We start from the raw sequence: 26,314 nt of genomic DNA on the forward strand, positions 1-26,314 counted from the left end.
TTGTTTACAGAATTAATTTATTAATTTTACTTTTCCAAAAACAAATAATAATTCTAAAAACAACATTATGATCAAGGTCTGTGTAGCCGATAATTTTCCTGTGGTTCACTATGGGATAAAGTCTTTTTTTAAAGACCATTCGGATATTTCAATAGTAGCCAACATAGGAAATTTTTCTATGCTTAAAGAAATACTCCAAAGTAAAGAGATAGATGTACTCCTTTTAGATCTTGAATTAGAAGGCTTAAAAAGTATCTTTGAAGTCAAAGCAATTCTAAAAGAATTTTCAGAAACTAAAGTAATTATTTACAGTAATCTCTCTGAGCAAATATATGCTCCTAATGCAATAAAGGCAGGTGTATCTGGATTCATCCATAAAAAAGAAAAACTTAGTGTTGTTTATGATGGCATTAAGCAAGTTGCAGACGGGAAAATTGTGATGAATGAAACTGTCAAAAAAAATCTTGCTTTAATTGCAAAGAAAAGTAAGAGTGAACGTATTTACAGAAAACTTTCAAATAGAGAAGTAGAGGTATTACGTTATTTAAGTGATGGCAAAAAAAACCACGAAATTGCCGATATTCTTAAACTAAACGAAAAAACTATAAGTACTTATAAATTACGATTACTTACTAAACTAAATGTCACCAATCTAGTGGATCTAGTCAATAAAGCTAAAACATTAGAAATTGTATAAATTAAATATTTAAAAAAAATGAAAGCTTAGGCTTTCATTTTTTTTAAATATAAGTAGAGCGAATTCTACCAATAGTTCCTGTTAGATTCACTTTTAATTTATTATAATCGTTAATCATTATTTTTAATTCCTCTTGTTCTGGCTCAGGCTTTTCGCCAAATTCTCGCATTAAATCAAGGATTAATTTGTTGATTAAATATTCTCTCATAGAAATAATAATCTCTGAAGTATGTTGACTGATTGTTTCTGCTTTTTGTTTTACAAATATATTTTGACCGTCCCATTTGTGTAAGGTAAGACGTTCGTCATCCATCAAAATATCAGTTACTTCTTGAGCAAATTGATCTGGTAGTTGCTTTAGATAATTTTCAATTCCGAAACTTTCATTCTGCAAATAATATGAAATTAAATCATTAAACAAGCCTCTAAATAAAGGATTTGCAAGTTCAACTTCATCCTCTTGTAAACTTAAATAAATACGTTGGAAAACTTTATACTCTTTCTTTTCTACTATTTGTTCTACTTCGCCTTGATCATTGGTTTTAAGAAGAACATCTTCAAACTCTTCCGTTTTATTTCCGTACAACAATAAAATCTCAATGATTTTTCGTTCCAAATGATATAAAATATCAATCTTTTCAGTTTGAACTGGAGTTTCATTTTTTACAATGTCAAACGCTTTCTGCTCTTGTTTTTGTTTTTTTCCAACTTCAGCAATATCTTTTTGAACCAATTGAGCCAATGTACTTACTAAAACCTGCTCAGAAATATCCATTATTCGGGAACATTCCTGAATGTAAATTTCTCTTTGAATACGATCTGGAATTTTTGAGATACTTTGTACCATATCCCGAATCAAATCGGCTTTCTTAATAGGATCATTTTGAGCATCCTTCATCAAAAGCGAAGCCTTGAATTGAATGAAATCTTTTGCATTATTTTCTAAGTAAGCTACTAAATCATCGTAGGATGTTTTTTTAGCAAAACTATCCGGATCTTCTCCGTCAGGGAAAGCACAAACTTTTACGTTCATCCCTTCTTCAAGAATCAAATCAATACCTCTAACAGAAGCCCGAAGTCCAGCGGCATCTCCATCAAAAAGAACAGTAATGTTTTTTGTTAAACGATTAATCAAACGAATTTGATCTGGTGTTAAAGCCGTTCCTGATGAGGCTACGACATTTTCTATACCCGCTTGATTGAACTGAATTACATCGGTATACCCTTCAACTAAATAGCAATTGTTTAATTTAGCAATGGATTGCTTCGCTTGAAAAATACCATACAATACTTTGCTTTTATGATAAATTTCACTCTCGGGTGAATTGAGGTATTTAGCTGCTTTTTTATCATTTGTTAGTATGCGTCCTCCAAAACCAAGTATTCTTCCCGACATACTTTGGATAGGAAACATAACTCTTCCTTTAAAACGGTCAAACGGTCTATCTTCTCTAGGAATAGTTAGCCCTGTACTTTCTAAGAATTCTAATTTATAGCCTTTACCAAGTGCTTCTTTAGTAAAAGCATCCCAAGTTTCTGGCGAATAACCTAAAGCAAATTTGGTTATCGTTTCATTCGTAAACCCTCTTTCCTTAAAATAAGAAAGACCTATTGCTTTACCTTCTTCTGAATGAAGTAACGAATTGTGAAAATAATTTTTAGCAAATTCCGAAACCAGATACATACTTTCTTTAATATCAGTATTGGCTTTTTCTTCGTCAGTTTGCTCCGTTTCTTCAATTTCAATATTGTATTTTCGAGCTAAATACCGAATGGCTTCGGGATAGGTAAAATGTTCGTGCTCCATAATAAAAGCAACTACATTTCCTCCTTTGCCCGAACTAAAATCTTTCCAAATTTGCTTTACTGGTGAAACCATAAAAGAAGGAGAGCGCTCATCTGAGAACGGACTCAATCCTTTAAAATTACTACCTGCACGTTTTAATTGTACAAAATCGCCAATAACCTCCTCAACTCGAGCAGTTTCATAAACAGTGTCAATGGTCGCTTTTGAAATCATTTAATTGTAGTAAAGTCACAAATATACAAAGTTTCAACACGATTTATTTATGATTTAAAAATGAATTTAAGCTATTAAAAAAATAAAAAAGAAATTGACTTTAAAAATTAAACGACTATTTCAATAGTTATTTCCCAATAAACTTATATTTTTATACCAATAATGGTGTTTTGCTCTCACGTCCCGAATCGTAATTGCAATCTACTACTGCAACTCAAACCCAAAACGTAATCTTATGGCCTTAAATAGTGTAACCATTAAAACTATTGTCAGCTCTGACCATTTTCAAGAAGAATGTCAAAACCTACTTGCTTTTGCCTCCGAAATTTGCGAAGTACCTGTTGTTATTTTCAATTATGTCGAAAATAAAACAACAACTGTTATCGCTAAAGTTGATAACTCTAACGCTTTTACAACTGCTGATATTCAATTGATTTCTGACACAATTAATTTTGAAAAAAATACAGAATATAGTAAAGATTCCGCGAGTAAAACTCAATTTGAAATAGCGTTTGAAGTAGAGGATTTTCATGCTAATCTTTGTTTTTATGGATTACGTTCAATAGAATTTACCTCTATTCAATTAAAAACTGTCCATCATGTAATCCAACAAATAGGATCCTTTTTCCGTTTGCAGATTCAAAATTTTGAATTGGAACAAAAGGCATTTTATAAGAAAATATTAGATAGATTACCAACTGAAGTAGCCGTTTTTGATAGCAATCATAAATACTTGTATGTAAATCCTGCAGCCATTCAAAATCCTGAACTTCGCAAATTTATTATTGGCAAAGATGATTTTGAATATGCAAAACATACTGGAAGAGACCCATTATTTGCAAAAGAAAGAAGAGATCGATTTACAACAGCTGCAAAAACAAATTCAATAATTGAATGGATCGATGAATTAAAAAAAGAAGATGGAAGTACTGCTTTTTATACTAGAAAGTACGCACCAGTATTTAACAAATTTGGATTGTTAGAGATGATGGTGGGCTTTGGTGTAGACATTACCGCTCAAAAGAGTGCTGAAGCTGCATTGAAAGTAAGTAATGAACGTTTTAGCTATGCTAGTCAAGCAACTTCTGATGCTTTGTGGGATTGGAACATTTTAACCGATGAGATTTTCGTTGGAGAAACCTACTCTGCCCTTTTTGGACATCATTTTAAAAATAATGTTATTACGGCAGGAGCCTGTGAAAATTTTGTTCATCCTGATGATAGAGAGCGGTATTTAAAAAAATACGAGGATACTTTAAATAGTACTGCATTAAAGTGGGATGATGAATACCGTTATTTAAAATCGGATAATTCATATGCTTATGTTAGTGATAAAGCTATCATAATAAGAAATTCAGATGGAACTCCGATACGAATGATTGGAGCGATGCAAGACATCACTCAAAGAAAAACGGTTGAAGAACAGAATAGAATGTTAATTGAAGAAAATAACCGCAATAAAAACATTCAGCTAAACGAAGCAAAAAATATGTATCGTTTGCTTGCCGACAATACAGTTGACTTGGTTTGCCTGCATAATTTAGATACCACATTTGAATATGTATCTCCATCAATAATGAAACTGATGGGATATACTCCTGAAGAACTTATTGGTCAAACTCCGATGCAATTTGTGCACCCAACCGATTTAGAGTTACTTCAAAAGCGTTTTGAAAGCTTTATTGTAAAAGCTGACGATTCACATGTTGAAGCTCGTTTCTTAAATAAGAACAATGAATACGTTTGGTTTGAAATTAAAGCGAGTATTGTAACTGTAGACGGAGAGCCTGTAAGTTTTCAGTCGAGCGCTAGAGATATTACACAGAAAAAGCAAGTTCAAAATGCCATGGAAAAGGCATTAGTGCAAGAAAGAGAGCTGAATGAACTTAGAACTAATTTGGTTTCAACAATATCGCATGAATTTCGTACTCCCATGACTACAATTAGAACAAGCGCAGAACTAATTGAAATGTACATAGAAGGCCATAATTTTGTTCATTCTCCTCAACTTCAAAAAAGAATAAACACCATTACAGAGGAAATCGATCGTATTGTAGAACTGATGAATGCCGTTTTGACTATTTCTAAAGATGATGCGGGTAAAACTAATTTTAATCCTACACAATTTGATCTAAAGCAAATTTGTTTAGATGTCATTGAAACCAGCTATTCAAATCATAGTAAAGGAAGAAAAGTAAACACACAGTTTGTAGGCGAAACCTTTAACATTTTTGCCGATAAAAATTTAATGGAATACTCGTTATTCAACTTACTAAATAATGCGTTCAAATACTCTGAAGGAACAGGAGATATAACTTTATCATTATTTTCAAATAAAGAGTATATTGAAATTCAAATTATAGACCAAGGAATTGGAATCCCAGAGAAAGATATTCCGAAATTATTTAATACCTTTTTCAGAGCTAGTAATACGGAGGGGATCCAAGGAACAGGCTTAGGACTTTACATAGTTAAAACATTTACCGAGAGAAACTCCGGAACAATTAATGTGACAAGTAAACTAGGCAAAGGAACTCAAGTTAGCTTACATTTTCCAAAAATATAATTAGAGCGAAATGAAGAAAATAGTAATAATTGATGATGAAATTAAATTAAGAGAAGCGCTTGTAGAATTATTCTCATTTATAGGTTATGAAATATTTGAAGCACAAGATGGAAAAGAAGGTTTAGAAAAAGTCGCCTTACATCAACCTGATCTTATTTTATGTGATGTAATGATGCCTAAACTTGATGGATACGGCTTTTTGAAAATTCACTTAACATCTAAACAGTCTTCCATACCAGTTATACTATTAACAGCAAAAACAGAAGAAACTGATGAGCTAATTGGTAAACAATTAGGCGCAAAAGAATATATTAAAAAACCATTTTCGTTTCTAGAACTAAAAAAAATAGTTGAGAAATATATTTAAATTAATACAAGGTTTTGGAATAAATGATGAAAGCTGGGAATAAAGTGAAGTTGAATCTTACCTGAAGCAGCCTGCTTTAACTAAATTGTAATCATAAATTCATTGCCCCCAATAAATTTTCTGAACAGACTGCCCGGTAAGAAAGATCCCAAATCTTAAGCCAAAGATAGAACAACTTTGTTAGAAAAAAATCAATATAATTGATAAATTAAAAAAAAATGCCAATAATTTAATATCTGATTGGATTACGATTTTTGAAGTTAAAAACCACCTCTGTTTTCAAGTAAATAGGTAATAATTAATCCGCAAATAAAATACTAAAAAAAGAAAAAAAATTATTCTTCTATTTGAGAAGATTGAACGGATTTAATATAGTCTCTTGGAGAAATATTTAAATAAGATTTAAAACTTGTTGAAAAATATGAAAACGATCCAAAACCTGTCTGATCTACTAAAAACTGTATGTTTCTTTCGCCCAAGTCAATTAATTTCATTGCGTATTGAATTTTAAATTCACGAATGTATTGACTTATATTTTTATTGGTTAATTTTCGGATTCTCTTATCTAATGTAGACTTACTAATAAATAAGCTTTTTGACAATTCATCTAAGTTAGGTCTAACTTTAATGTCCTTCAGTAAAGCTTCGTTGAGCGAAGTTAGAAAATCCTTTTCAGACAACTTTATTGTGACTTTTGAAAACGGATCAATACCAAAGTTTTTTTCAATGTTTTTTCTAAGCTCCAAAACATTATTTACTTTTAATATCAATTCTTTAATTTGAAATGGTTTCATAATGTAATCATTTACCCCATGTTCTAATTGGCGTAATTTGACTTCATCATCAATATTGGCAGTAATAATTATAAAGGGAACAACGGTGAATTTTTTATTCTTTCTTATATTTAGGTATAAGTCCTCGCCGTTCATCCCAGGCATCATTAAATCACTAATGATTAAATCTGGGAAATTTTGAGATAAATAATCCAATGCTTTGATGCTATCATCAAACCAAGTTACTTCGAAATTATTGAACAATAATAACTCTAAAATAGAATTTCCCAGAGCCTTATCATCTTCAATTAATACTATTTTTCTTTTGTAAATTTTCACGACACGAATTTAAAAATAATATTTTAAATTATACGCATTTATTTTAAAATTATAGTATTTTTTATAATTAGCCGTCATAAATTATAAATTATTACGCTATTTATAGACTTAAAATGGAATCCCAATTATGAAAACTATATTTTTCTTTCTATGACGTAATTTACCATTAAGATTAAAGCGTCTTTAAAGGGAGAATCGGGGTAATTAACTAGCAGTTGTAAGGCTTCTTGTTGGAATTGAAGCATTTTTTGTTCGGCGTAAGCCAAACCATTATTATTCTTAACAAAAGCAATCACTTCTTTAACTCGTTTTTTGTCCTTATTGTGGTTTTTTATGGAATTGATGAGCCAACTTTTTTCTTTAGGAGTGCAATTATTTAAAACGTGAATTAAGGGTAAAGTCATTTTCTGTTCCTTAATATCAATTCCTGTTGGTTTCCCAATAGCATCTTCAGTATAATCAAATAAATCATCTTTGATTTGAAATGCCATTCCAATCAGTTCTCCAAATAAGTGCATATTCTTAACCTGAACTTCATCTTCAATGACTGACTGAGCACCCAAAGCACAACAAGATGCAATTAAGGTTGCTGTTTTCTTGCGTATAATTTCGTAATAGACAGCTTCTGTAATATCTAATCTTCGTGCTTTTTCAATTTGGAGCAATTCCCCTTCGCTCATTTCACGAACTGCTACGGATATAATTCGTAATAAATCAAAATCGCCATAATCAATTGAAAGCAATAATCCTTTTGAGAGTAAATAATCGCCTACTAATACGGCAATTTTATTCTTCCAAAGTGCATTTAATGAGAAAAATCCACGTCGACGATTACTGTCATCAACGACATCATCGTGAACTAAAGTGGCAGTATGTATCAATTCGATTACAGAAGCTCCTCGATAAGTGCGTTCATTTACTATTCCATCAGAAACCATTTTGGCCGTCAAGAACACAAACATCGGACGCATTTGTTTTCCTTTTCGATTGACAATATAATACGTAATTCGATTTAACAACGCCACATTAGAAGACATCGATTCAAAGAACTTTTTTTCAAAAAGTTCCATTTCACTGAGTATGGGATGTTTTATTTGAGATGTGATATTCATGGATTCCAAAGGTACTAAAGATTATATCTTTACAGTCTGAATAATGGAATTAATAATCATGATTTAGGATTTATTCGCTAATTGTCCACAAGCCGCATCGATATCTTTTCCGCGACTTCTTCTTACTTTAACTACAACTCCAATCGCTTCTAATCCTTTTATGTAAGCTGCGATAGCTTCTTCTGAGGCTTGCTGGAATTCGCCATCGTCAATTGGATTGTATTCAATTAAATTTACCTTACAAGGAACATATTTGCAAAATTTAACTAAGGCATCTACCGAAGCTTTATCGTCATTGATTCCTTTCCAAACTACATATTCATAAGAAATTTTACTTTTGGTTTTTCGATACCAATATTCTAAGGCTTCACGCAAATCTGCTAAAGGGAAATTTTCGCTGAAAGGCATAATTCGGGAACGAATTTCATCAATTGCCGAGTGTAACGAAACTGCTAACTTGAATTTGACCCCATCATCCGCTAATTTCTTAATCATCTTTGGAATACCCGAAGTTGACACCATAATTCGTTTGGGAGACATTCCTAAACCTTCTGGCGAAGTGATCATATCAATTGCTTTGATGACATTATTATAATTCATCAAAGGCTCTCCCATACCCATAAAAACAATATTGGATAAGGGGTGATTGTAATACAAACGACTTTCTCTATCAATAGCGACCACTTGGTCATAGATTTCACCTGGCTCCAAATTTCGCATACGCTTCAAACGAGCAGTAGCACAAAAATTACAATCCAAACTACAACCCACCTGACTGGAAACACAAGCCGTAGTTCGAGTTTCAGTAGGAATTAAAACGGATTCTACAATTAATCCATCATGCAAACGAACAGCATTTTTAACCGTTCCGTCTTCACTGCGTTGCATCGTGTCCACTTTGATATGATTGATAACAAAATGGTCTTCAAGCATCTGTCGAGTGGGTTTAGCCACATTGGTCATATCTTCAAAAGTATGTGCGCCTTTGCTCCATAACCATTCATAAACTTGGTTGCCACGAAAGGCTTTGTCCCCATTGGAAACAAAAAAATCTCGCAATTGCTCTTTGGATAAGGCTCGTATGTCTTTTTTCTCGATTTGCATGGTGCAAATTTAAGGAGTATTTGTTGATTTATTTCATCAATTCGCATAAATGCTCGTGTGTGATTTGATAAATTGATAACTTTGCACCAATCGAAAAAACTATACAATGCACTTCATTTCTCAAGAACTCGAAGATTATATCGAACAACATTCTGAAAAAGAACCGCAGCTTTTAGCGGATTTGAACAAAGAAACCTATCAGAAAATTTTGTTGCCCAGAATGTTAAGCGGACATTTTCAGGGACGTGTTTTGAGCATGTTGTCTAAATTGATTCGACCAGTAAACATTCTTGAAATTGGTACTTACACAGGCTATTCCGCTTTGTGTTTGTGCGAAGGAATGCAAGAGAACGGCCAATTACATACCATTGATATTAAAGAAGAGTTAATCGATTTTCAGCGCAAACATTTTGACAAATCGCCTTGGGGCAACCAAATCGTACAACATTTGGGAGAAGCCGTGGATATTATCCCTGACCTTGACATACAATTCGATTTAGTTTTTATTGATGCCGACAAAGAAAACTATATTAACTATTTTGAAATGATTGTTCCAAAAATGAACAAAGGTGGCGTCATTTTATCAGACAATGTATTGTGGAGCGGAAAAGTTTTGGAACAGTTGCAAAAAAATGATTTGAGCACTAAAATACTTTTAGAATACAATCAATTATTAAAAAACGATCCAAGAGTAGAAACCGTTTTACTACCAATTAGAGATGGACTAACCGTTTCTAGAGTCCTTTAAAATGTATTTTTGATAAAGCTTGTAGGTAATGAACCCAAAAGTAGCTCCAAAGAAATATCCTGTCAAAATATCTAATGGATAATGTAAGCCTAAGTAAATTCGGCTATAGGCAAAAATCAAAGGAAATAAAAACAAAAGAAAAGCATATCGATAATACTTTTTTAGAAGCAAGAATAAGAAAGTCATCGTTGCCGAAGAATTAGCCGCATGTCCTGAAAAGAAACTGAACGAATTACTCGGTTTGACCAATCGGATAATGGAATTTATATCCGGATTATTACAGGGTCTTAAACGTTGAAAAGTAACTTTAAATAGATTGGTTGTTTGATCGGTTACAACTAATAGAAGTGTAACAAACAACAATAAATAAAGCGTAGATTTTATCCCTATTTTTTTGTAAACCAAATACAATAGCACTAAAAAAAATGGAGTCCAATTGGATTGCTTGGTAATAAAAAGCCAAAGTCCGTCATAGGTTGCGGAACCTAAACCGTTCAAAAAAACTAATAATTGAACATCCAGCTGAATTAATTTCTCAAGCATTATCCCTGACGTTTAATTGGGCCTTCTATAACTGGAATTTGACTCAAATCAGGAACTGCTGTTGCATTTTCAACACTCGCAACCCCCTCTTCTACTTGTTTAATTTCCGAATTTACTGAATTAGAAAAATCGGTAACTATACTTGTATCTCCTAGCAAATTTTCTTTTGCTTTGTCAATTTCTGCAGTGATATTACCTGTCAAATCAGCTAACGATTGTTTGTCAAGACCATTGGCCTCTGCACCTTTTTGAATCTCAGATTTAATATCATTAGTAGCGTTCTTAATTTGGGCCATTGTTTTACCTACTGTTCTAGCTATTTCAGGCACTTTATCAGAACCAAAAAGCATAAGAACAATAAACATGATGAAAATTAATTCGCCTCCACCTATTCCAAACATAATTGTGTATTTTTTCTTGAGTACAAATATACCAAATTTCAGGTCCTTCTATTTTAAAAATATCATAAAAAAATAAAGGCTCCAATTGGAGCCTTTATTTTTTTCTTTATTCAAACTTAGATTTTTCTTCTTGTTTAGGCCAAGTATTATTGGTAACATCAATATCCGCTGTTTCCAATTTTGGGTCAATTTGAATTTTCTTAACGGCCTTTTGAGTAGCATATACTTTACGGGCTGTATCATTACTTTTTCTCCAAATCTGAGCTGGGTATTTAAAGCTTTCTTTAGTATCATCTTCGTAAGTCAATTCTACTAAAATTGGCATTATCATTCCGCCTGGTTTATTAAAAGTTACCTCGTAAAAATACTTAGGTGCTTTCATATTTGCTTTCTCTTCAGCTGATAAATTTTGATCTACATAATCAGAAAGTAATTTAACATCTTCAATTTTCAAAGCTTTCTTATCCTTTGGATTCACCTCTGTATTTTGTCCAGAAACTAAATAAACAAAAGGTCCTTTTTCAGTACCAAAACGGCCTCGTCTCACTTTTACATCTTTTAAATCAGAAGTTGCAGTTTCAGAAACATAATATTGCTTAACATCTTCCAATCCAATATCAACGAAATCTGTTGAGTAAAACCAACCTCTTACAAACCAATCCAAATCAACGGCTGAAGCGTCTTCCATTGTTCTAAAAAAGTCTTCTGGAGTTGGGTGCTTGAATTTCCATCTGTTAGCATACACTTTAAAAGCATGATCAAATAATTCACGTCCCATAATGGTTTCTCTCAAAATATTCAATCCAGTTGCTGGTTTACCGTAGGCATTATTTCCAAATTGATAAATCGTTTCAGAATTAGACATAATTGGCTCCAAAAACTTTTGATCACCGCTCATGTAAGGAACGATATTTTTAGCTGGACCACGTCTTGAAGGAAAATTAGTCCCCATTTCTTGTTCTGCCATATATTGCATAAATGTATTCAATCCTTCGTCCATCCATGACCATTGACGCTCATCTGAATTCACAATCATTGGAAAAAAGTTATGTCCTACTTCATGTATAACAACACCTATCATTCCGTTTTTAACTTGCTCACTTGTTACACCATTTTCGTCAGGACGCCCGAAATTCCAACAAATCATTGGGTATTCCATACCTTGATCTTCTGCTGAAACCGAAACTGCTTTTGGATAAGGATAATCAAATGTATGAGAGGAATAACTTTTTAATGTATGCGCTACAGTACGTGTAGAAGTTTCGCCCCATAGCGGATTTGCTTCTTTTGGATACACAGAAGTTGCCATAACTGTTTTAGTGCTTAATTTCACCGCCATGGCATCAAAAATAAATTTTCTTGAAGAGGCAATTCCAAAATCTCTTACATTTTTAGCACTGAATTTCCAAGTTTTTTTCTTGTCTGAAAATCCTTTTTCAGCTGCTGTTGCTTCTTCTTGAGTTACAATTACAACTGGTTTGTCAAAGGTTTTTTGAGCCAATTCATATCGTTTTAACTGCTCAGGTGTAAATACTTCTGCACGGTTCGTTAATTCACCAGTAGCTTCAATAATGTGATCCGCTGGAACAGTAATATTTACATCAAAGTTTCCAAAAGGCAATGCAAACTCTCCAGTTCCCCAGAATTGCATGTTTTGCCATCCTTCTACGTCATTATAAACCGCCATTCTTGGATAAAACTGTGCAATAACATAAATTTTATTATCGTCTTTTTCAAAAGCTTCGTAGCCTGAACGTCCGCCTTCTTTTCTATAATTATTAATGTTGTACCACCATTTAGTAGAAAAAGTAAATGTAGTACCTGGCTTCATTGGAACAGGTAAATTGATTCGCATCATCGTTTGATTAATCGTATACGATAATGGTGCACCTTTCACGTCTTTTACATATTCAATATGAAATCCACGATCTGGTTTTTCCTTTAAATAATCTGAAGCAAATTTTTCAGTAGGTAGAACCTGATCAATTCTTTGGCTTTCTGCCAATGGAGTTTGAGAGGTTTTCGCTTGTTGGTTTTGATCCAATTGCACCCATAAATACTCTAAAGTATCTGGCGAATTATTAGTATAGGTTACCGTTTCAGAACCCATCAATTTTGAATTTTTATCGTCTAATTCAATATCAATCTTATAATCTGCTTGTTGTTGGTAATATGCTGGTCCAGGAGCTCCTGAAGCCGAACGATACATATTTGGCGTAGCCAACAAATCGTACATCTGACTGAACTTATTGGTGTCGTATCTTCCAGTTTGTTTTGGAGCTACGGTAGCAGGCTTCTCCTGAGCCAATGCAATTACTGAAAACAGTAATAAAAGTGCAATTTTTTTCATTTTGGGGAGTTTTTAGCTTGTGAAAATAGTTAATTTAAATATAATCGTATAAAAATAATTAAAATTTTAATACCTCCGTTTTTTTAGAGGAGGTGAAAAGTACTGTTTTTTTATCTCCAAATGCATTAAAATGCAAAATATTTTGTTGATCTGAATTCCAATGCGTCAATACTGTATTGGTAATTTCTACCGAATTAAATTTCGCAACATCAGCTACACGACCATAACAAATTAGTAGATCGCCTTCTTGTTCCTTACTTAAAAAAAGAACAGTTTTAGTTTGACCGTTAACTTTAAAAACCAAATTCTCTGCAAAGTATTTTTTGAGTATTGCAATATCTTCAACATCTTCTTTTTCATGTCCTATATTCGTTTTTTTACCGTATTTTTTTTCAAGAGCTTGATTTAAATCGTCAATAAAGATTCTCGATGTTACCTGAAGCATCTTTTTCTCAGGAGCATAGTTGACCTGAAAAATAGCCATATAAAACTTATGCATTTCAAAAGACGAAAAGCTGCATAGTAAAAAACTTAGAAAGGCAAGGAGTATTGTTTTTTTCATCTTTCAAAAATAGAAAATCTTTTAAAACTTTCTTGAATTATCCGATGAATTATCATTCCTTTTTAAACGCAATCATTTCATTGAATTGCACCGCCAATTCACTCATTGAAAACTCAATAGCTGTTCGGTTTTTTGTTTTCAAGACACTAATAAACTTAGGGTTTTCAACCAGAAAATATAAAAACCCTTTGACGTGTAGCTGTGGTATATGCATAGAATGAATATAAAATTCGGGTTGAAATAAATTTTCAAGCTGAATTAAGTAGCCTTCTTTTTTTTCTATCTCCAATTCTTTTTTAAGCATATTGGTTCTTCCAGAAATAAGATTTAGAATCGGATCTATTCCAAATCCAGATGTTGCAGTAAAAATTTTTCTTTCAGCAGGGGTGTACTTTTTTTGTCCGTAGGGAATGATTCCAAGGGACTCAGCAGAAATAGAAGAACTCCCAACGATTACCTCTTTTAACTCATTCACTATGGGTTGCATACTAACAACCAACCATTTTTTACTGAAATCTGATTCAGACAATACAATTTTCACTTCTTTAAAATTCATTGCCGAAAGCAATAAGATCTCTCCTGCTTTGGCCTCAATTGAAAAATGACCTTCACTATTAGTGGTAGTACTTTTTTCTGAAGAAGTGTTTACCACATAAATCCCTTCTAAATTAGAAAAATCAGCAGCTACTTTCCCTTCAATTCTTCTTGGAACTTGGTTCTGAGAATACAATTGAGAAATAATAAAGAAAAAGATGCTACAAAAAAATTTTACTATACGAAGAAGTACTGCTTAAAACAATACCAACAAAAATAATAGATACGACTTAAATTCGTCACTAAGAAGTTGGTAATTATTTGTTAATTAAAAAAGTTGATTGGTATCTTTACACTCATTTTTAAAATTAAAATAATGAAAAACCTACTCCTAGCAAGTACTTCTACTCTTTATAAAGGTGATTATTTAGAATACCTACTTCCAGAATTAGAACTTCATTTTAAAGACTGCAAAACGGTTTTATTTATTCCTTATGCTCGATCTGGCGGAATAACTCACGAGGAATACACCACCAAAGTAGCTTTGGCTTTCGCCAAAATAAATATAATCGTAAAAGGTATTCATGAATTTGAAAATCCGATAGAGGCAATAGAAAAAGCGGAAGGAATATTTACTGGTGGCGGAAATACTTTTGTATTGGTTTCGCAATTGTACAAATGCAAAGTCATGGAAGTTTTAGCTCAAAAACTAAAAAGCGGCACACCTTACTTAGGAACTAGTGCTGGAAGTAATATTGCAGGATTGACAATGCAAACTACAAATGACATGCCTATCGTTTATCCGCAAAGCTTTCAAACTTTAGGAATGATTCCTTTTAATTTAAATCCGCATTATATAGATAATGACAAGCCCTCCAATCATATGGGAGAAACCCGAGAAGACCGAATTAAAGAATTTCATTCTTTCAATTCTATTCCTGTTTTAGGATTACGTGAAGGAAGTTGGTTAGAGATAAAAGGAGAAGCAATTACATTGAAAGGCAATCTCAAAGCACGTCTTTTTAGACAAAACCAAGATCCTGAGGAATTAGAAAGCGGTTTCGATTTAAGCTATATAAAATAATTCTGTTCTATCCGTGCAATCCGTAGCAAATATTTAACCGCAGATTCGCAGATTAATTTCAAACTTTTTACCACATAGAAACATAGAAAGGATAGCTTTTAAAAGATATAGATAGACGTTTCTCTATTCACATAGCTATGTGAAAATACCATTATTTCTATCTTTTCTTTTTGTTTACCAAAAGGACCTATGTTGCTATGTGGTTCATCCATTTGAATGTAGAAAATAAAAAAGCCGAAACAAAAGTTTCGGCTTAAAAGAGCGAAAGACGAGGCTCGAACTCGCGACAACCAGCTTGGAAGGCTGGAGCTCTACCAACTGAGCTACTTTCGCATAAAAACAGTAAATAAAAAACCTCAAATCAGATTTGAGGCTTTATAGAGCGAAAGACGAGGCTCGAACTCGCGACAACCAGCTTGGAAGGCTGGAGCTCTACCAACTGAGCTACTTTCGCATTACAACGGTGCAAATATAAATAATTACTTTCCATCAATGCAAGTTTTTTTCGAAAAAATATAAAGTACGATAGTAGAAATAACACTAAATGACCTCAACTAAATTCATAAATATTTTAGTATGAAATTATTATCTCTTTAATTTGTAAAAAAATGAGCTTAACTAAATGAACTATTCAATTCAAAAAATTGCCCCATTTGACACTTATCCCGTTAGACATTTAGTTTTACGCTTTGGAAAACCTATTGAAACTTGTCATTTTAACGGTGATGATTTACTTACCACACATCATTTTGGGTATTATTTAAACGGAACACTTGTTGGCGTTATCTCATTATTTGAAATTGGAAATGATCACTTTTCAAAACAAAAGTCATATCAAATAAGAGGTATGGCGGTTTTGAGTTCACATCAAAAACAAGGAATTGGAGAAGCCTTAGTACAAAAAGCTGAAGATTTTTGTTTGTCGCAAAACGCAACATTAATTTGGTTCAATGCCCGAACTTCTGCGGTTGGTTTCTATGAAAAAATGGGCTATGTAACAATTGGTTCTGAATTTGAAATTACAGATGTCGGACCTCATTTTTTAATGTACAAAGCTGTAACAAAAAAGTAACTTGTCATACAAACTCTACGAACTAATTTACCATACAATAAGGTATGATACCTCAACCTAGTTTAAAAATCTTTTAATGAAAAAAGTAATCTTTTGCATTAGCCTACTGTTTATGTATTCTTTTCTATACTCCCAGAAAAAGAGTGTAACCTCAGTTTATAGCAATGAAAAGATTACGATTGACGGCATTTTCAATGAAGGTATTTGGGCGAAAGCAATTCCTGCAAAAGACTTTGTAATGTGGATGCCCGGGAATGGAACAGCTGAACCCAATGAAAAACGTACCGAAGTGAAAGTGGTTTATGACAACGAAGCCATTTATTTTGGAGCAACAATGTATGATGATGAGCCAGCAAAAATATTAAAAGAACTTAGCCAACGTGATAATTCTGGTATAGCTGATAGAATTGGGATTTTTTTGAATGGCTACAATGATGGACAACAAGAATTTAGTTTTTTAGTAAGTGCTGCAGGAGTTCAAGAAGATTTTCTTTTTACTGAAAGTAATGGCGAAGACTCCTCTTGGGATGCCATTTGGGAAAGTAAAACACAAATTACAGATTTTGGCTGGACTGCTGAAATTAGAATCCCGTATGCAGCGCTGCGATTTTCTTCTGAAAAAAAACAAACTTGGGGAGTCAACTTTATAAGGGACTTTAGAAGAGCTCGAACATTTTACTCTTGGAATCTAATTGACAATAAAATTAATTCTAGAGGCAATCAAGAAGGTATTTTGGAAGGTATAGAAAATATAGTCACTCCTACCCGATTATTTTTAATTCCGTACACCTCGTTTTACTTAAATTCAAGGCCAAATCAAAGCACAAAATATGATTTTAAAGGCGGGTTAGATATTAAATACGGCCTTAATGATGCCTTTACATTAGATGCGATTTTAGTTCCTGACTTTGGACAAGCTGCCTTTGATAATGTGATTTTGAACCTTGGGCCTTTTGAACAACAATTCAATGAAAATCGTCCTTTTTTTAATGAAGGAACTGAATTGTTTAATAAAGGTGATTTATTTTATTCAAGAAGAATTGGAGGAAATCCTTCCATTAGCCCACAAGTATCTGATGACGAGGTTGTTTCTTCAAACCCATCTAAAATAAATTTGCTAAATGCTTTAAAAATATCTGGAAGAACAAAAGGCGGATTAGGTGTGGGAGTTTTAAATGCTGTCACTGAAAAAACAGAGGCAATTATTACCAATAATCTAACTGGTGAAACACGAAAAGCAATTGTAGAACCATTGGCAAATTATAATGCTTTGGTACTTGATCAGCGTTTTGGAACAAATTCGTCCGTCTCATTTGTTAATACGAACGTGACCCGAAATGGAAGTGGGCGTGATGCCAATGTATCTGCTGTTTTATTTGACTTAAATACGAAAAAAAATACCTACAATTTATCCGGAGATTACAAGTTTAGTGCAGTAAACGAAACTAGTTCTGACACTAAAATAGGATATACTTCAAGATTGAATTTTGGAGAAACTAGTGGAAAATTTCAATATGGTTTTGGAGCTGAATACATTTCTAAAGATTTTGACAAAGATGATATGGGAATTCAATTTCAAGCTAATTTCCATTCACTTTATTCCAATTGGAGCTATCGCCTTTTAAAACCCACCAATACCTTTAATATGTTTGACATCTATGTCAATCTTTATTCTGAATTTGATAATAGAACAGGGAGAATTCAACAAGGAATGTTGAATCTTAATTTGAATTCTATGAATAAAAAAAACAATTATTTTGGAGGAGGATTTAATACAAGACCTATAAAAACCTATGATTTTTATGAACCCCGAACCCAAAACCAAATGCGTTTTCTTGAGATTCCGGAAGTATTTAATGCTTATCTTTATTTTTCATCTAACTATAATAATAAATTTGCAGTTGATATAAATCCTTCTTTTGGAATAGCTAATGAAAAAGGCCGAACTGGATATGGATTTTCGTTCTCTCCAAGATACCGATTTTCAAATCAATTTTCTTTGAATTACACTATTGATTATAGTCAACAAAATAATAATTTAGGCTATGTTGGAAATAACAGTAGTACTAAAGAAATCTTTATGGGTCGAAGAGATCGAAGCACTTATGTTAACTCTATACAAAGTAAGTTCACAATCAATAGCGACATGAACTTAAACTTATCGCTACGTCATTATTTGAGTTATGCTATTTATAGCCAGTACTATAGTTTGAATAATGATGGTACGTTAAAAAAGACATTGAATTTTACAGAAAATAGTGATTCTATTTTTAATGCATGGAATCTGGACTTATCCTATTCGTGGTGGTTTGCCCCAGGGAGTCAAATTTCTATTTTATATCGAAATAATGCTGCTCTTTTTGAAAACGAATTCCAACAAGGCATTAGCAGTAACCTTAGAAAAGTAATTGATAAAAACAACTTAGACAATGTATTCTCTATCAGTGTTCGTTATTTTATCGATTACAACTCACTTAAGAGTAAAAAATCCAGTTAATTCGAATTTTTCAAACAAATTGTAATGGATTTGTTAATGCTTTCTAATACAGTTGCAAATTACAAATCTTACTAAAAAAGATTTTTTGAAATAACTTACCTTTGCTTAAAATAAATTCCAATGAACAAGAAAGTTATCCTGATGATTTTAGACGGTTGGGGGAAATCGCCTGACCCAAAAGTATCTGCTATAGACAATGCCAACGTGCCATTCATCAACAGTTTATACACAAAATATCCAAGTGCTCAATTGCGAACAGACGGTTTAAACGTAGGTTTACCTGAAGGCCAAATGGGAAATTCAGAAGTAGGTCATATGAACCTTGGGGCAGGACGAATTGTATACCAAGATTTAGCTAAAATTAATTTGGCTGTAGCCAATAAAACCTTAGCTAAAGAACAAGTATTGATTGACGCTTTTAATTACGCAAAAGCCAATGATAAAAAAGTACACTTCTTAGGTTTGGTTTCAGATGGAGGGGTTCACTCACACACTTCTCATTTAAGAGGACTGATTGATGCTTCTCAAGAATACGGACTAGTCAAAGTATTCATACACGCCTTTACTGATGGTCGTGATGTGGATCCAAAATCAGGAAGAAAATATTTACAAGATTTACAAGATTATATTGCGCCAACACCGGTAAAAATAGCTTCAGTTATTGGGCGTTATTACGCAATGGATCGTGACAAACGTTGGGAACGAGTAAAACTAGCCTACGATTTAGTAGTTCACGGAACGGGTACCGCAACAACTGATGTAGTTACTTCTATAGCTACTAGCTATGGAAACGATTTTACAGATGAATTTATTCAACCCTTGGTTGCTGTGGATGCCAATGGCGAACCATCAGCTGTAATTCAAGAAGACGATGTCGTTATTTTCTTCAACTTTAGAACGGATAGAGGTCGTGAATTGACAGAAGCACTTTCGCAACAAGATTTTCACGAGCAAAACATGCACAAATTGAATTTGTACTATGTTACGCTTACTAATTACGACGAAACCTACCAAAATGTTAAAGTGGTGTATAATAAAGACAACATCACAGAAACTTTAGGAGAAGTTTTAGAAAAAGCCAACAAAAAGCAAATTCGTATTGCCGAAACAGAGAAATATCCGCATGTTACGTTTTTCTTTTCTGGCGGAAGAGAAACACCTTTTGAGGGTGAGACGCGCATCTTAAGAAACTCTCCAAAAGTGGCTACTTACGATTTGCAGCCTGAAATGAGTGCTTACGAATTGAAAGACGCTTTGGTTCCTGAATTGCATAAAGGGGAAGTAGATTTTGTTTGTTTGAACTTTGCCAACGGAGATATGGTGGGACATACCGGAATTATGGAAGCCGCAATCAAAGCTTGTGAAGCTGTGGATGTTTGCGTAAAGGAAGTTGTAGAAGCAGCCTTAGCCAATGATTATACCACTATTATCATAGCAGATCACGGAAACTGTGAAACTATGATTAATCCTGATGGATCGCCAAATACGGCGCACACTACCAATCCAGTGCCAATTATTTTGGTTGACAAAGAGTTAAAGAAAATTAATGATGGTGTTTTAGGTGATATTGCGCCTACAATTCTAGAATTGATGGGCGTAGCTCAACCTGCTGCTATGACGAGTCATTCGTTATTATAAAAAACGAAATTAAATTATAAAAAAAAGCTGTTCCGAAAGAACAGCTTTTTTTTATAATTAAAAGTTAAATTTTCAATATTGATAGTAATACTATTATATTTGCAATTAAATTTGTATAACCAATCTTAAATGTGAATACAATGAAAAAAATTAACATCATTATTATTTTATGCATTCTGATTTCTCAAAGCATCTTGGGCCAGTCAGAAGATAAATCTAAAGAATTCACAAAAATTAATGAAGCCTTAAAGAATCCAGAAAAGGTGTACAGATTGAACTTAAGTAATCAAGAAATTAAATGGTCTACTATCGATTGGTCTAAATTTAAAAATTTAGAATATATCAATTTAAAAAATGACCATCTAAAAGAAATCCCTGTTGGATTAACTAAAATAAAATCATTAAAAACAATTGATTTAAGTGGTAATGATTTTAAAAAACTACCTGAAAGTTTTTCTAATTTAATTAACTTAGAAGAAGTCTATCTTAATGACGAGAAAAATATTGATTTGCCAAAAACATTAGAAGTTTTAGCAAAACTTCCCAACTTAAAATCACTTCACCTTGAAAACGACAATTTATCTTCTTTGCCAAGTGAAATGTTACTTTTTAAAAATTTGGAATTTCTATACCTCAACGAAAATAAGTTCATAGAAATCCCAAGACTTGAACCTTTGAATCACCTTAAGTTTCTGGATTTAAGTAACAATAAGATTAAACCTGAATTTCAAGATTTACAAAATATAAACTTCGGTTTTAAAATAAACTTTTAATTTATATAGATATGTTAGATGCCATTATTCCATTAATTTCATTGATTGCACTAGAAGTAATTCTAGGAATAGACAACATTATTTTCATTTCAATACTAGCTGACAAACTTCCCGAAGACCAGAGAAGCAAACTACGCTATTGGGGAATGGGACTTGCTATGGTAATGAGATTGATTTTATTAGGGTTTATCTCTTGGATTTTAAAACTTGACACAACCTTATTTTCTATTCTTGATACTGAATTTACAGGAAAAGGAATTATTTTAATACTTGGAGGTCTCTTTTTAATTTACAAGAGTACTAAAGAAATTCATCACAAAACAGAAGCAGCAAACTCAAATACAGAAAACAAAACTAAAGTTAGAAAATTTAGCAAGTTACTTGGCGAGGTAATTCTATTAGATTTAGTGTTTTCAGTTGATTCTATTATTACGGCTGTCGGAATGGTAAATGAACTTTGGGTAATGTACACTGCTGTAATTGTTACAGTAATAATTATGCTATTTGCATCAAAACCAATCAGTGAATTTATTTACAAACACCCATCTTTTAAAATCTTAGCTTTGTGTTTCCTGATGATGATTGGAGTGTCTTTAATTGCAGAAGGCTTGCATTTTGAAATTCCTAAAGGATATATTTATTTTTCAATGGCATTTGCATTTTTAGTAGACATAATTCAAATGAAAACAACACCAAAAAAAGAATAATCAGTATATGAAATTGAAAGGATACATTTCTCTTTTATTTGTTATGATTTTTGGAACAATCCACTCTCAAAATGAACTTGGGAGTTGGAATGTGTTAAATTTTACATTTAAAACTAGCCCAAAATGGAATGTGTTTTTTGAAACTCAGTTAAGGAGCTTGTCTTTCTATAATCAATTTCACTACTATGAATACAAAGGCGGAGTCTCCTATAAATTAAACACTAATTTTGCAATGACTACTGGACTTGGTTCATACAACACCTATAGCGAAGGAGGAAATTTTGAGTTGCCTATGCAAAATAGCGAAATTCGAAGTTGGTTTCAATTGAACTTAAAAAATGAATTTCGCTTAGCCACAATAGAACATCGATATAGAGCTGAACAACGTTTTACATCCAATGGCTTTAGAAACAGATTTAGGTATAGAATAGGAACTGTAATTCCAATTAATAACAAAAAAATTATTCCGAAAACCTATTATTTTACAGCCTGGAATGAAATTTTCTTTACAGACAACGAACCTTTTTTTGAAAGAAATCGACTATTCTTGGGCATTGGCTATGAGTTATCTAATAAAATCGCAGTGCAATCAGGCTACATTCATCAATTTGATTATAAAATAAATGACGAAACAGGTAGAGACTTTCTAAATATAGCTGTACTTTACACTTTAGATTTGACTAATAAAAATGATTTTTCCCCAATTATACACGATTAATTATGCAGAGTATACTTTCAAATATAATCATTTCAGTTAATAACAAATTATACGTAAAAAATCCCGAGACATCTGAACTTGGAAAGAAAATAATTGAACACAGTATTTTGTTAATTGACGAAATTGGTTTTGAAAACTTCACCTTTAAAAAGTTGGGTGAAAAAATAAATTCTAATGAAAGCTCCATATACCGTTATTTTGAAAGCAAACACAAACTGATGTTGTATTTATCTTCTTGGTATTGGGGATGGATAGAATATAAATTAGTATTTGGCACCAGCAACATTGAAAATGCGATGGAGAAACTCAAAAAAGCCATTATAGTTGTTACAGAAAAAGTAGAGGATGATAATGCCACTTTACATATTAATGAATCGATTTTAAATAAAATTATCATTCAAGAATTTACTAAAACTTTACTAACTAAAGAAGTTGATGAAGAAAATAAAGAAGGTTTTTTCTTAGTGTATAAACGAATAATTAATCGTATTATTGATATAATTAATGAAGTAAAACCGAATTATGAATTCAAAAAAAGTCTTGCCTCATCTATTGTGGAGGGAGCACTTCATCAACATTTTTTAAAAGACCATTTAAAAACAATTACTGATTGTAACGATAACAATACTGTTACTGATTTTTACATTGATTTAGTTGAAAAAACATTAAAATAAAAAGTTATGAGTCCAACACCATTACAACGATTTTATAATTTACTACAAGTAGATAAAAAAGATATCTCTCAAATATTTTTTTATGCCATATTTTCGGGTTTAGTAAGTCTTTCTTTGCCCTTAGGAATTCAAGCTATTATCAATTTAATCCAAGCTGGAAGAGTAAGTATTTCTTGGATTATTTTAGTATTGGTAGTAGTTATTGGGGTAGCACTTGTCGGAATATTATCTTTGATGCAACTACGAATTACTGAAAATTTGCAGCAAAAAATATTTGTACGATCATCGTTTGAATTTGGTTACCGTTTACCAAAAATAAAGTTTGAAGAAATTTACAATCAGTATCCGCCAGAATTAGCCAATCGCTTTTTCGATACTTTAACGATCCAAAAAGGAACTTCAAAACTATTAATTGATTTTTCAACGGCTTTGTTACAAATTGTATTTGGTATTATTTTGTTATCTCTATACCATCCTTTCTTCATCTTTTTTGGAGTTTTACTGTTAATTTTACTTTATCTTATTTTCAAATTTTCTTACTATCCAGGTTTGTCATCAAGTATGAAAGAATCCAAATACAAATATAAAGTAGTAGGTTGGCTTCAAGAAATAGCTAGAAATAATTTCAGTTTTAAAAAACAGGAAAACTTTTCTTTTGCACTCGAAAAAAACAACAGTCTTGTTTCAGAATACGTGCATTACAGAGAAAAACATTTTAAGGTAATTAAACAACAATACACACACCTTATAATATTTAAAGTAATTATAACAGCTAGTTTATTATTAATTGGAGGCTTTTTGGTATTAAACCAAAAAATGAATATTGGACAATTTGTTGCTGCTGAAATCATTATTTTACTGGTAATAAACTCAGTAGAGAAAATTATTGTTGGATTAGAAAGCTTGTATGATGTATTAACTTCTGTTGAAAAAATTGGACAGATTGTTGATCTTGAAATGGAAGAATTTAATGCTAAAAAATCAGATTTCTGTTTTACCAATATAGCATTAACAACAGACAATCTTAAATTCAAATTCCCGGATTCTACAGATGAAATTTTGTCTAACGTGAATTTGATCATCGAACCTTCGGAAAAAATATTTTTAGATGGTAATAATGGGTCTGGAAAAACAACTCTTATGAGAATTTTATCGGGAATAATGGAGCCAACATCGGGATCTATATTTATCAATGATGATACCTACCGAAAAATTGATCTGAACCACTATCGTTCTCAGATTAGTGTAATTACTCAAGGAGAAACTCCTTTTGACGGAAGTATTTTAGAGAACATAACACTCAAGAATCCCGATATATCAAATGAAGATATTAAATGGGCAATTGAATGCGTGAAATTAGATTCTTTTATTAAAACTTTACCTGATGGACTAGAAACTAGAATTTATCCAGATGGTAGACAATTATCGTCATCTAATGCACAAAAAATATTACTGGCGAGAAGTATAATTAACAAACCTAAAATTTTATTTTTAGAGGATCCGTTAGACAAAATGGATGAGAAAGCTACTCATGAAATTATAGACTTTTTAACTGATTCAAATAATAAATGGACTGTTATTGTATCTTCAAAAAACAACTATTGGGCAGAAAAATGCTCGAGAAAGATTACAATGGAAGATGGTAAAATAATTGATGATTCGAAAAAATAATAACTATGCTTAATATTTCTAAAAAAAATCCAATAGAGGAAAATATCGACCAGTTTAGTACTGTTAAAAATTTGGCTAATCGTCCACATTATAAAATACTAAACAAGATAATTTTGTATGTATCATTAATAGCATTAGTAATTCTATTCCTACCTTGGACTCAGAATATTTCTGGTTCTGGTGCGGTTACTACTTTAAAACCAGATCAAAGACCGCAAACCATTCATTCGGCTATTGCCGGTAGAATCGAAAAGTGGTATGTGAATGAAGGGGATTATGTCAATAAAGGAGATACCATATTGTTCATTTCTGAGATTAAAGAAGACTATATTGATCCCAATTTGATTAAGAATATCAAGAATCAAGTGGAAGCTAAAAAGATGGCTATGTCATCTTATGATGGCAAAGTAGATGTTCTTAGTAGTCAAATCGATGCTATCGAGAGTGAGAAAAAACTAAAACTAGAACAAGCTAAAAATAAAATACGCCAATCGCTTTTGAAAGTTAAAAGTGATAGTATGGATTTAGAAGCGGTAAAAACACAAATCAAAATTGCTACAACTCAATTCAATCGTTCTGTAACTTTAAATAAAGAAGGATTAAAACCCTTAACTGACGTCGAAGAAAAAAGATTGAAACTACAAGAAGTAGAGGCTAAAATTATTACCCAAGAAAACAAACTACTTACTAGTAAGAATGAGTATATCAATACTAAAGTTGAAATAAATAGAATCATAGCAGAATATACTGAGAAAGGTTCAAAAGCGAGAAGTGACCAATTTACAGCTTTAAGTAATCAATATGATACAGAAGCTCAGGTGAATAAGCTTGAGAATCAATTTGTAAATTATTCGATTCGTAATGAAATGTACTTTATAAAGGCGCCTCAAAGTGGTTACATCAATAGAGCATTGCAATCTGGACTTGGAGAAATTATAAAAGAAGGGACCCAAATTGTAAGCATTATGCCTTCTAAATATGATATTGCCGTTGAAACATTTGTGAGTCCGAATGATTTACCATTAATTCACAAAGGTGAAAAAGTAAGAATTTGGTTTGATGGTTGGCCAACAATCGTTTTTTCTGGCTGGCCTAACTTAAGTTATGGAACATTTGGAGGAAAAATTGTAGCCGTAGAAAATTTTATTAGTGCCAATGGTAAATTTAGAGTTTTGATTGCACCGGATAAAGAGGAAGAGGCTTGGCCAAAACAAATTAGTATGGGATCTGGCGCTCAAACCCTTGCTTTATTAGAAAATGTACCCATTTGGTTTGAACTATGGAGAACCTTAAATGGCTTCCCTCCTAATTATTACCAACCCAAAGAGGGAAATACTAAAGAAAAAAAATAAAATTTCATGTAT

The 26,314-nt window shown here is 32.3% G+C and carries 23 protein-coding genes and 2 tRNA genes; 14 read left to right on the forward strand and 11 right to left on the reverse strand.

Features of this window, described 5'->3' with window-relative positions:
* Nucleotides 1-67: 67 nt before the first annotated feature.
* On the forward strand, nucleotides 68-697 hold the full coding sequence (locus tag LPC23_RS00610) for a response regulator transcription factor (RefSeq protein WP_229330248.1): 630 nt from the start codon (nucleotides 68-70) through the stop codon (nucleotides 695-697).
* A gap of 43 nt (nucleotides 698-740) precedes the next feature.
* Here the strand turns inward: LPC23_RS00610 and dnaG are convergent, their stop codons facing one another.
* Nucleotides 741-2,717 (reverse strand): DNA primase, encoded by a 1,977-nt coding sequence (gene dnaG, locus LPC23_RS00615; protein ID WP_229330250.1) that lies wholly within the window; start codon nucleotides 2,715-2,717, stop codon nucleotides 741-743.
* Between the two features lie 235 nt (nucleotides 2,718-2,952).
* Between dnaG and LPC23_RS00620 the strand changes: the two genes are divergently transcribed.
* Both LPC23_RS00620 and LPC23_RS00625 read left to right on the forward strand, forming a co-directional pair.
* A complete protein-coding gene (locus LPC23_RS00620; RefSeq protein WP_229330251.1) occupies nucleotides 2,953-5,283 on the forward strand; it encodes a PAS domain-containing sensor histidine kinase in 2,331 nt (776 codons plus the stop codon).
* A 10-nt stretch (nucleotides 5,284-5,293) separates the two neighbouring features.
* Nucleotides 5,294-5,650, forward strand: a complete 357-nt coding sequence (locus tag LPC23_RS00625) for a response regulator transcription factor (RefSeq protein WP_229330253.1) — start codon at nucleotides 5,294-5,296, stop codon at nucleotides 5,648-5,650.
* Nucleotides 5,651-5,985: 335 nt separating this feature from the next.
* Here LPC23_RS00625 and LPC23_RS00630 read toward each other — a convergent pair whose 3' ends face one another.
* The 3 genes from LPC23_RS00630 to rlmN all read right to left on the reverse strand — a co-directional run bounded on the left by LPC23_RS00630 (nucleotide 5,986) and on the right by rlmN (nucleotide 8,978).
* Nucleotides 5,986-6,762: a response regulator transcription factor gene (locus LPC23_RS00630; RefSeq protein ID WP_229330255.1), complete on the reverse strand. Its 777-nt coding sequence runs from the start codon at nucleotides 6,760-6,762 to the stop codon at nucleotides 5,986-5,988.
* 134 nt (nucleotides 6,763-6,896) lie between these two features.
* Entirely contained in the window at nucleotides 6,897-7,874 is a 978-nt protein-coding gene (locus LPC23_RS00635; RefSeq protein ID WP_229330257.1) for a polyprenyl synthetase family protein, read from the reverse strand.
* Nucleotides 7,875-7,937: 63 nt separating this feature from the next.
* The gene (gene rlmN / locus LPC23_RS00640; RefSeq protein ID WP_229330260.1) at nucleotides 7,938-8,978 is read right to left on the reverse strand and encodes a dual-specificity RNA methyltransferase RlmN; all 1,041 of its coding nucleotides are present in this window, start codon (nucleotides 8,976-8,978) and stop codon (nucleotides 7,938-7,940) included.
* A 106-nt stretch (nucleotides 8,979-9,084) separates the two neighbouring features.
* On the opposite strand from rlmN, the gene LPC23_RS00645 reads away from it, so the two are divergent.
* Nucleotides 9,085-9,726, forward strand: coding sequence for an O-methyltransferase (locus tag LPC23_RS00645; RefSeq protein ID WP_229330262.1), 642 nt, complete (start codon nucleotides 9,085-9,087; stop codon nucleotides 9,724-9,726).
* Here the strand turns inward: LPC23_RS00645 and LPC23_RS00650 are convergent.
* The 5 genes from LPC23_RS00650 to LPC23_RS00670 all read right to left on the reverse strand — a co-directional run bounded on the left by LPC23_RS00650 (nucleotide 9,703) and on the right by LPC23_RS00670 (nucleotide 14,312).
* Complete coding sequence (locus LPC23_RS00650) at nucleotides 9,703-10,269, reverse strand: phosphatase PAP2 family protein (protein WP_229330264.1); 567 nt, start codon at nucleotides 10,267-10,269, stop codon at nucleotides 9,703-9,705. The two genes, LPC23_RS00645 and LPC23_RS00650, sit on opposite strands and share 24 nt — an antisense overlap.
* Complete coding sequence (locus LPC23_RS00655; protein ID WP_229330266.1) at nucleotides 10,269-10,670, reverse strand: Sec-independent protein translocase subunit TatA/TatB; 402 nt, start codon at nucleotides 10,668-10,670, stop codon at nucleotides 10,269-10,271. The genes LPC23_RS00650 and LPC23_RS00655 overlap by 1 nt, the downstream gene beginning before the upstream one ends.
* 106 nt (nucleotides 10,671-10,776) lie before the next feature.
* Nucleotides 10,777-13,020: a M1 family metallopeptidase gene (locus LPC23_RS00660; RefSeq protein ID WP_229330268.1), complete on the reverse strand. Its 2,244-nt coding sequence runs from the start codon at nucleotides 13,018-13,020 to the stop codon at nucleotides 10,777-10,779.
* A gap of 58 nt (nucleotides 13,021-13,078) precedes the next feature.
* The gene (locus LPC23_RS00665; RefSeq protein WP_229330270.1) at nucleotides 13,079-13,582 is read right to left on the reverse strand and encodes a DUF6702 family protein; all 504 of its coding nucleotides are present in this window, start codon (nucleotides 13,580-13,582) and stop codon (nucleotides 13,079-13,081) included.
* A gap of 52 nt (nucleotides 13,583-13,634) precedes the next feature.
* Nucleotides 13,635-14,312, reverse strand: coding sequence for a carboxypeptidase-like regulatory domain-containing protein (locus tag LPC23_RS00670; protein ID WP_229330272.1), 678 nt, complete (start codon nucleotides 14,310-14,312; stop codon nucleotides 13,635-13,637).
* A 180-nt stretch (nucleotides 14,313-14,492) separates the two neighbouring features.
* Between LPC23_RS00670 and pepE the strand changes: the two genes are divergently transcribed.
* Nucleotides 14,493-15,200 carry a dipeptidase PepE gene (gene pepE, locus LPC23_RS00675; protein WP_229330274.1) on the forward strand — a complete coding sequence of 236 codons (708 nt, stop codon included), beginning with the start codon at nucleotides 14,493-14,495 and terminating at the stop codon, nucleotides 15,198-15,200.
* 260 nt (nucleotides 15,201-15,460) lie between these two features.
* Here the strand turns inward: pepE and LPC23_RS00680 are convergent.
* Together LPC23_RS00680 and LPC23_RS00685 are read right to left on the reverse strand one after the other, a co-directional pair.
* A tRNA-Gly gene (locus tag LPC23_RS00680) sits at nucleotides 15,461-15,533 on the reverse strand.
* Between the two features lie 48 nt (nucleotides 15,534-15,581).
* Nucleotides 15,582-15,654: transfer RNA gene (locus LPC23_RS00685), tRNA-Gly, on the reverse strand.
* A 168-nt stretch (nucleotides 15,655-15,822) separates the two neighbouring features.
* Here LPC23_RS00685 and LPC23_RS00690 point away from each other — a divergent pair.
* The 9 genes from LPC23_RS00690 (at nucleotide 15,823) to LPC23_RS00730 (ending at nucleotide 26,302) form a co-directional block, all read left to right on the forward strand.
* Entirely contained in the window at nucleotides 15,823-16,272 is a 450-nt protein-coding gene (locus LPC23_RS00690; protein ID WP_229330276.1) for a GNAT family N-acetyltransferase, read from the forward strand.
* Between the two features lie 76 nt (nucleotides 16,273-16,348).
* Entirely contained in the window at nucleotides 16,349-18,769 is a 2,421-nt protein-coding gene (locus LPC23_RS00695) for a DUF5916 domain-containing protein (RefSeq protein WP_229330278.1), read from the forward strand.
* 120 nt (nucleotides 18,770-18,889) lie between these two features.
* Complete coding sequence (gene gpmI, locus LPC23_RS00700; protein ID WP_229330281.1) at nucleotides 18,890-20,407, forward strand: 2,3-bisphosphoglycerate-independent phosphoglycerate mutase; 1,518 nt, start codon at nucleotides 18,890-18,892, stop codon at nucleotides 20,405-20,407.
* Between the two features lie 140 nt (nucleotides 20,408-20,547).
* A complete protein-coding gene (locus tag LPC23_RS00705) occupies nucleotides 20,548-21,180 on the forward strand; it encodes a leucine-rich repeat domain-containing protein (protein ID WP_229330283.1) in 633 nt (210 codons plus the stop codon).
* An 11-nt stretch (nucleotides 21,181-21,191) separates the two neighbouring features.
* On the forward strand, nucleotides 21,192-21,887 hold the full coding sequence (locus tag LPC23_RS00710) for a TerC family protein (RefSeq protein ID WP_229330285.1): 696 nt from the start codon (nucleotides 21,192-21,194) through the stop codon (nucleotides 21,885-21,887).
* Between the two features lie 7 nt (nucleotides 21,888-21,894).
* Nucleotides 21,895-22,605, forward strand: coding sequence for a DUF2490 domain-containing protein (locus LPC23_RS00715; RefSeq protein ID WP_229330287.1), 711 nt, complete (start codon nucleotides 21,895-21,897; stop codon nucleotides 22,603-22,605).
* Between the two features lie 2 nt (nucleotides 22,606-22,607).
* Nucleotides 22,608-23,279, forward strand: a complete 672-nt coding sequence (locus LPC23_RS00720; protein WP_229330289.1) for a TetR/AcrR family transcriptional regulator — start codon at nucleotides 22,608-22,610, stop codon at nucleotides 23,277-23,279.
* A gap of 6 nt (nucleotides 23,280-23,285) precedes the next feature.
* On the forward strand, nucleotides 23,286-24,950 hold the full coding sequence (locus LPC23_RS00725; protein WP_229330291.1) for a peptidase domain-containing ABC transporter: 1,665 nt from the start codon (nucleotides 23,286-23,288) through the stop codon (nucleotides 24,948-24,950).
* Nucleotides 24,951-24,955: 5 nt separating this feature from the next.
* Nucleotides 24,956-26,302: an HlyD family secretion protein gene (locus tag LPC23_RS00730; RefSeq protein ID WP_229330293.1), complete on the forward strand. Its 1,347-nt coding sequence runs from the start codon at nucleotides 24,956-24,958 to the stop codon at nucleotides 26,300-26,302.
* The last annotated feature ends 12 nt before the right edge of the window (nucleotides 26,303-26,314 follow it).

The organism is Flavobacterium ammonificans (assembly GCF_020885975.1).
Taxonomy (GTDB): domain Bacteria; phylum Bacteroidota; class Bacteroidia; order Flavobacteriales; family Flavobacteriaceae; genus Flavobacterium; species Flavobacterium ammonificans.

What these genes read in the sequence shown, in the direction of transcription:
- LPC23_RS00610 (WP_229330248.1), top strand. Translation starts at nt 68, where the DNA reads ATGATCAAGGTCTGTGTAGCCGATAATTTTCCTGTGGTTCACTATGGG.
- dnaG (WP_229330250.1), bottom strand. Translation starts at nt 2,717, where the DNA reads ATGATTTCAAAAGCGACCATTGACACTGTTTATGAAACTGCTCGAGTT.
- LPC23_RS00620 (WP_229330251.1), top strand. Translation starts at nt 2,953, where the DNA reads ATGGCCTTAAATAGTGTAACCATTAAAACTATTGTCAGCTCTGACCAT.
- LPC23_RS00625 (WP_229330253.1), top strand. Translation starts at nt 5,294, where the DNA reads ATGAAGAAAATAGTAATAATTGATGATGAAATTAAATTAAGAGAAGCG.
- LPC23_RS00635 (WP_229330257.1), bottom strand. Translation starts at nt 7,874, where the DNA reads ATGAATATCACATCTCAAATAAAACATCCCATACTCAGTGAAATGGAA.
- rlmN (WP_229330260.1), bottom strand. Translation starts at nt 8,978, where the DNA reads ATGCAAATCGAGAAAAAAGACATACGAGCCTTATCCAAAGAGCAATTG.
- LPC23_RS00645 (WP_229330262.1), top strand. Translation starts at nt 9,085, where the DNA reads ATGCACTTCATTTCTCAAGAACTCGAAGATTATATCGAACAACATTCT.
- LPC23_RS00650 (WP_229330264.1), bottom strand. Translation starts at nt 10,269, where the DNA reads ATGCTTGAGAAATTAATTCAGCTGGATGTTCAATTATTAGTTTTTTTG.
- LPC23_RS00655 (WP_229330266.1), bottom strand. Translation starts at nt 10,670, where the DNA reads ATGTTTGGAATAGGTGGAGGCGAATTAATTTTCATCATGTTTATTGTT.
- LPC23_RS00660 (WP_229330268.1), bottom strand. Translation starts at nt 13,020, where the DNA reads ATGAAAAAAATTGCACTTTTATTACTGTTTTCAGTAATTGCATTGGCT.
- LPC23_RS00665 (WP_229330270.1), bottom strand. Translation starts at nt 13,582, where the DNA reads ATGAAAAAAACAATACTCCTTGCCTTTCTAAGTTTTTTACTATGCAGC.
- pepE (WP_229330274.1), top strand. Translation starts at nt 14,493, where the DNA reads ATGAAAAACCTACTCCTAGCAAGTACTTCTACTCTTTATAAAGGTGAT.
- LPC23_RS00690 (WP_229330276.1), top strand. Translation starts at nt 15,823, where the DNA reads ATGAACTATTCAATTCAAAAAATTGCCCCATTTGACACTTATCCCGTT.
- LPC23_RS00695 (WP_229330278.1), top strand. Translation starts at nt 16,349, where the DNA reads ATGAAAAAAGTAATCTTTTGCATTAGCCTACTGTTTATGTATTCTTTT.
- gpmI (WP_229330281.1), top strand. Translation starts at nt 18,890, where the DNA reads ATGAACAAGAAAGTTATCCTGATGATTTTAGACGGTTGGGGGAAATCG.
- LPC23_RS00705 (WP_229330283.1), top strand. Translation starts at nt 20,548, where the DNA reads ATGAAAAAAATTAACATCATTATTATTTTATGCATTCTGATTTCTCAA.
- LPC23_RS00710 (WP_229330285.1), top strand. Translation starts at nt 21,192, where the DNA reads ATGTTAGATGCCATTATTCCATTAATTTCATTGATTGCACTAGAAGTA.
- LPC23_RS00715 (WP_229330287.1), top strand. Translation starts at nt 21,895, where the DNA reads ATGAAATTGAAAGGATACATTTCTCTTTTATTTGTTATGATTTTTGGA.
- LPC23_RS00720 (WP_229330289.1), top strand. Translation starts at nt 22,608, where the DNA reads ATGCAGAGTATACTTTCAAATATAATCATTTCAGTTAATAACAAATTA.
- LPC23_RS00725 (WP_229330291.1), top strand. Translation starts at nt 23,286, where the DNA reads ATGAGTCCAACACCATTACAACGATTTTATAATTTACTACAAGTAGAT.
- LPC23_RS00730 (WP_229330293.1), top strand. Translation starts at nt 24,956, where the DNA reads ATGCTTAATATTTCTAAAAAAAATCCAATAGAGGAAAATATCGACCAG.